The organism is Viridibacillus arvi, assembly GCF_001274945.1.
Lineage (GTDB): Bacteria > Bacillota > Bacilli > Bacillales_A > Planococcaceae > Viridibacillus > Viridibacillus arvi.
This window is the reverse complement of sequence record NZ_LILB01000005.1, coordinates 1-5447: the sequence shown is the minus strand read 5'-3', so window position 1 is coordinate 5447 and position 5447 is coordinate 1. Positions and strand designations below refer to the sequence as shown.

General features: G+C 32.0%; 8 protein-coding genes. All 8 read left to right on the top strand.

Annotated features, from left to right (window positions below; genetic code table 11):
• Positions 1-331 precede the first annotated feature (331 nt).
• The 8 genes from AMD00_RS23505 (at position 332) to AMD00_RS09400 (ending at position 5326) form a co-directional block, all read left to right on the top strand.
• Complete coding sequence (locus tag AMD00_RS23505; protein WP_169786342.1) at positions 332-529, top strand: hypothetical protein; 198 nt, start codon at positions 332-334, stop codon at positions 527-529.
• A 63-nt stretch (positions 530-592) separates the two neighbouring features.
• On the top strand, positions 593-1072 hold the full coding sequence (locus tag AMD00_RS09425; RefSeq protein WP_053416835.1) for a DUF2975 domain-containing protein: 480 nt from the start codon (positions 593-595) through the stop codon (positions 1070-1072).
• A gap of 8 nt (positions 1073-1080) precedes the next feature.
• The gene (locus AMD00_RS09420; RefSeq protein ID WP_053416834.1) at positions 1081-1290 is read left to right on the top strand and encodes a helix-turn-helix domain-containing protein; all 210 of its coding nucleotides are present in this window, start codon (positions 1081-1083) and stop codon (positions 1288-1290) included.
• A gap of 28 nt (positions 1291-1318) precedes the next feature.
• Positions 1319-1534, top strand: coding sequence for a DUF3955 domain-containing protein (locus AMD00_RS09415; RefSeq protein WP_053416833.1), 216 nt, complete (start codon positions 1319-1321; stop codon positions 1532-1534).
• 286 nt (positions 1535-1820) lie between these two features.
• Positions 1821-2000: an AraC family transcriptional regulator gene (locus AMD00_RS22855; protein ID WP_407701120.1), complete on the top strand. Its 180-nt coding sequence runs from the start codon at positions 1821-1823 to the stop codon at positions 1998-2000.
• A 324-nt stretch (positions 2001-2324) separates the two neighbouring features.
• On the top strand, positions 2325-2690 hold the full coding sequence (locus tag AMD00_RS09410) for a cupin domain-containing protein (RefSeq protein WP_053416832.1): 366 nt from the start codon (positions 2325-2327) through the stop codon (positions 2688-2690).
• Between the two features lie 668 nt (positions 2691-3358).
• Complete coding sequence (locus AMD00_RS09405) at positions 3359-4186, top strand: hypothetical protein (protein WP_053416831.1); 828 nt, start codon at positions 3359-3361, stop codon at positions 4184-4186.
• 9 nt (positions 4187-4195) lie between these two features.
• Positions 4196-5326, top strand: a complete 1131-nt coding sequence (locus AMD00_RS09400; protein WP_053416830.1) for a hypothetical protein — start codon at positions 4196-4198, stop codon at positions 5324-5326.
• The last annotated feature ends 121 nt before the right edge of the window (positions 5327-5447 follow it).

Sequence of the window (5447 nt, the reverse complement as noted above, 5' to 3'; positions counted from 1 at the left end):
CTCCGGCTACTATCAATCTATAAATTGAATAAAAAATAGTCAACCAGATTTCTCTCTGGCTGACCTTATAATACGAAAGGGGTGCTTTACTTCAATAAGGAGTAGAGCCTTTTTCTTATTCAACTAACGAGGCAGGTTAGTTCAATAAGGAGTTAAATTCCTATCTATAACAGGAAAGGTTTTAGATAATGGTGCTTGGCCGGAAAAATATTCTATAAAACCCGCTAATGAGGGCTATATTATAACTGATTGATTTAACGCCCAAACTTGTTGGAATTGCTAAAAATAAAGCACAGGAGCACGATTTAGAAGAGTAATTTAATGGTTATTTTTGTTGGTACTAGCGCGTGTAATTGAAAAAGCTATTGCAGTACACCAATCGAAAGAAGGCTTTGAAAGTATCTATGATAAGATTTGTCAAACGATAAAGGTAACTAACAAAACAGAGGTGATTGTCGGTATTGAGCCGGGTCTATTTTACACAATAACTATAAGTAACAATAATTATTTATCGTTTTACGATAAATAATTATTGACTAAGGATGTTTTTTTAAATTATTATAGCTATAGGAAGTTGATAAGGCGGTGAATTATGAAACAAAAGGAATTAGCAAAATGGTTAAAATTAATAATTGTTTTTTGCGGATTATTTGGTTTTTTATTCTGTATCTTCGTTGGACCAGAAATCGGAAGAAATGTATTACTAGAATCTAAATCTTTTAAGCCGTTATTTAAACCTTTTATAGTGTTTATTTGGATAACAGGAGTTCCATACTTTATAGCTTTATGTGTAGGTTGGATTATCTGTTCAGATATTAGCGTGGGTAATGATTTTACAGTTGAAAATGCTAAAAGGTTAAAGCTAATAGGTGTGTTAGCAATGATAGAAGGGGTATTATATGCTGTTGCATTGCTATACATCGTTATCACTGGAAATTACAACACTAATCTATTAATGATTCTTTTGCTTATTCTGTTTTTTGCAATTGTTATTTCTGTATTTACTTCTTTGCTTTCTTATTTAATGCTTAGAGCAAGTGAAATAAAGCAGGATAATGAATTTACGATTTGAGGTGTAACATGGTTATCATAGTTAATCTTGATGTAATGCTGGCAAAGAGGAAAATGAGTGTTACTGAATTATCGGGAAAACTAGGAATTACAATGGCGAACGTTTCAATATTAAAGAATGGAAAAGCAAAAGCTATCAAGTTTTCCACTTTAGAAAAAATATGTGAAGTATTAGATTGTCAACCAGGTGATATCTTGGATTATAAAAAAAATGATTAAACTAATTTTTAATTGGAGGAAAATGATTATGAAAAAGTATTTAATTGCATCTACACCAATTTTTTTAGGAGTAATTTGCATTATTGCAAAAGCAATAATAGGGAGTAACGTGGCTTCAGACGGTACCTTAGAAGAACCCTTTTTCTTGATTCCAATTGGTTTTTTACTATTCTTCTTAGGCATTGTATTAGTAATTGGTATGGCATTAATTTCAATGTTTAAAAAAACTCAAATTTCTAATTAACAAATGTACACTTTTTACCTTTTAAACACAATATTAAATTGTTGTAAAAGTGCAATTGGAAAAAGCTCCTTCTTCAACTAACGGGTGCTTTACTTGAAGATCATTGAGTTGCATATGCAGCTCTTTTTTTTGTTGAACTAACGGGGCAGGTTAGTTGAATAGTGTTGTTTAACTTGCGTTCAACAATCGGGCCAGTTTGCGGAATAAAGTTTATTTACAAAAGATAAATATTATTATTTAAAAATGCGCTTGACATTGGAGTCAACTCAAATGATATTCTGTATTCATGGAAAAACTTTATTCAATACAAGAGGTTTCGACGATACTTGGGATGTCTAAGGATACACTGTATGTGGAAGAAAACCTACACGAACCACTTACTTTGGAAAATATTGCAGCACAATCAAATTTTTCAAAGTATCACTTTCATCGAATATTCCAATCCACGGTTGGCATGACGGTGTAAAGTTTGTAGGAATTAACACGCTTGTTCATTACTTAAAGTTTTGGTGAAAATATTGCTTAACTATACCGCAATCGGGCGCGATTGTTTAATAAGCGTCTCTGTTCTTATTCAACTAACGGATGCTTTACTTCAAGAATGAGTGAAGCTTTTTTCTTATGGAACTTACGGGGCAGTTTAGTTCAAGAGAGAGTGCTGTTTGATCTTTGTTCAATAATTGGGCCATTTTGTGGAGATCAGCAGAAACTATTGAGATCTTTATCAAAATAGTAATTAATCTATCGATGTTGTAAAATTAGGTTAAGAATAGTTCTGGGGGGGATTTATATACATTATAATGCTATTAATCTAAGCGAGAAACTGTCCAAATTCAGTGAACACTGGTCGCCCAAAGTCATTGGTGAAATGAATGACTATCAGTTTAAGTTAGTTAAGATTCTGGGGGATTTTGTATGGCATGATCATAAAGACACCGATGAGGCATTCATTGTGTTAGACGGAGAGATGTCCATCGCATTCCGTGATGGAGAGGTTAAACTTTCCAAAGGAGAAATGTATGTGATACCAAAAGGTGTGGAACATAAGCCTTACGCTGAAAAGGAATGTCATATAATGCTGGTAGAGCCTAAAGGTGTAGTCAACACTGGTGAAACTAATTATAAATTAACCGCTGAAAATAATATATGGATTTAAACTAATAATTCTGTTGCTTTCTTTGGAACAACACATAAAAGGAAGTTACATATTTTCCGCAATCAGGAGCGATTCTTTAATAAGAATCGCTTTTCCTATAGAACTAACGTCGTACTTTAGTTAACTTTAGAATTGGAAGTGTGAATTTCCATATAAAGTGGGCGTATTTTGGGTTGTGTTACGTGGAAAGTAGGAATACTCTTTCAAGATTTCAAAATATCATGTTTACGGCAGGTGGTCCAATCGTATCTTTTTTCTATTTGCTGGTGCTTATCTTACATCTTTAGAAGTAACGTATTATGAAATCAATAACTTTTTAAATGGAATTACTTATTTTAATCTCATCCTGTTTATATTTACGAGTATTCCTTTTATCTATCCTAAATGGTTAAAACCTTATGCAGGACTTCCTTCGGATGGTTATCAAATCCTAACATTAATAAGAGGGAAATCTAATTAAAGATTGAGATAGATATATGACTGAAACCTTTGGAAGCGTTCAATTCCTTGTTTAACTAACGGGGTGCTTTACTTTAAGATCATTGAGTTGCGTATGCAGCTCTTTTTTCTTTATTGAACTAACGCAGCAGTTTAGTTGAAGAAAGAAACAAGATGAAACATGCTATTCTGATTTAATTGATCCAGCTATAGAAGCAAAAAGAGAGGCTATGATTGAGAATCAAAATCTTAATAAGGATAATCAACATCGATTCAATCTATTTAATAATGAATTAGAAGGAGATTCAGAAAATGAAGGATTAGATGAATCATATGAATCAGAAAAGATTATGGAAGAATTTGCAGAATACGATAAATTGATTTCAGAAGCAAAAGATGCGGAATTAGAAGAATTCCTAGAAAATTACAATGATGAATTGCCAGTTGGATCGATATCTACAAGAGCAGCGATTAGTGGAATAACGCATCTCAAACAACCTTATAGTCACTGGTGTGGACCAACAAATGTAGTTCAAGCGATGAGCTTTCATGCCTCTAAACAAGGAGCGAAATTTGATGCGAAAGACTGGCTAAATAAGATGGGGATACTTATGCATTACAGTGCAAAATCCGGAAGTACTACTTCAGATTTTATGAAAATTCAGCTCAATAATTTTAGGAATGTATATAATTTTTCTTCAACACCATACATAACTGGTACAATAAAAGAATTTGGAAATGATGCAGCAAATAAAGTTGTAACTAGATTAGATGGTGTGTTAAAGAAAAAATCAAATGCACCTATTGTGTTGGTTCATCAGTATTATTTAGATGGTTATAAAAATGTTAACCCTAATATTAACTCAGGTCACTACTTAACTGTTGGATCAGTAAAGAAGGTAGCTGATAAACATCAAGCTTATTTATATGATACAAATGGTAAACATTTTACAAAATGGTGGGAACCTATTGGCACTGGAAAAGGGAAAAAAGGAACATTGACAAAAGCAATGTACGAAAAAAACTTAAGTAGTCCAAATCCGGTCTTCATCTATTAGAGGAGAATTATGAAAAAAAATAAATTTATTTTCGCCATTACTATTTTAGTTATGAGTATAAGTGTATATATATATTACTTCAAAAAGTCTAATACGGAAATTTCATTTGCCATCAATCATCATAAAGATCGTACTACTTATACGACCAGTGACGAGTATTCACTTTTCAATGTAGCAAATACAAAGCGACACTTCTTTACGTCAATTATGAAGGATGAAACTATGTTAGGAAAAGTACTTCAAGTTGACAAGAAGGATGGCGAAACAAAGCAGATTTATGATACAAAGTTCAATGGGGGAGGGGTTCGTAATATAACCGCAAATGACGAATATGTTATATGGTTAGATAATAATGGTGTTGACTATTTAAATGAATTGGTGATTTACGATATTAAAAAGGAAAAGGTCATTAAAACGTATAAAGATTCGGAGAAGCGAAATATTAATGCGGCCTTCATTAAAAATCAAACAATTTATTGGATAGAGGAAGACAACACAAAAATCGTAAACCAAGAGCCGAGTAACAATGAGAGTGACACAATGAAATTAGGTACATATTCCGCAACAATTATTGGCTATGATATTGTTACTGGTAATCAAAAGAAAATTGATACAATACAAACAGTCCATTATCCAAATGAGTCACTCTATTTTTCAGAAAATAAAATGTGGTATATAGATAATAGGAAATACGATGAAAAAGCAATCATTAAAAAATTAGATTTAAAGAGTGGAAAACTGGAAACTTATAAAACACAATTCCAATTTATTGGACATTTAAAACCGGTTGATGATGAAAATGTAGCATTTTTTGAATATACCATTCACAACTCACCTGAAGGATTGCTTCTTTTGAACACTGAGTCAAATAAAATTAAGCTATTAGATGCTAATGAAGATGACACAGGTGCGGGATATGATGGAAAAGGTTTGATTTTCTCTCAAAATAAAACGTATAAGATTTCAAGCTTTAATAAAAGAAAATTTAATGATGAAATTCAAATGAAAAATGAAGAAGACTTATTACTGGTTACCAACGGACCTCTATTTGGATTGGAGTTTGTCACAAAACAAAAAAACTCTATCCATCCAAACCAGATTGTCGATTGGCATGTGGAAAATCTAAACTGGAAAGAATAGTGTATTTATGTATTAAATCGAGCTTCTTTAAGACTTATAATACGAAACCAGCTAATAGAATGTCAAGTAAATCATTTTAAATCGAAAAACACTTCATGTTATACTAAAAATGTTCAACACA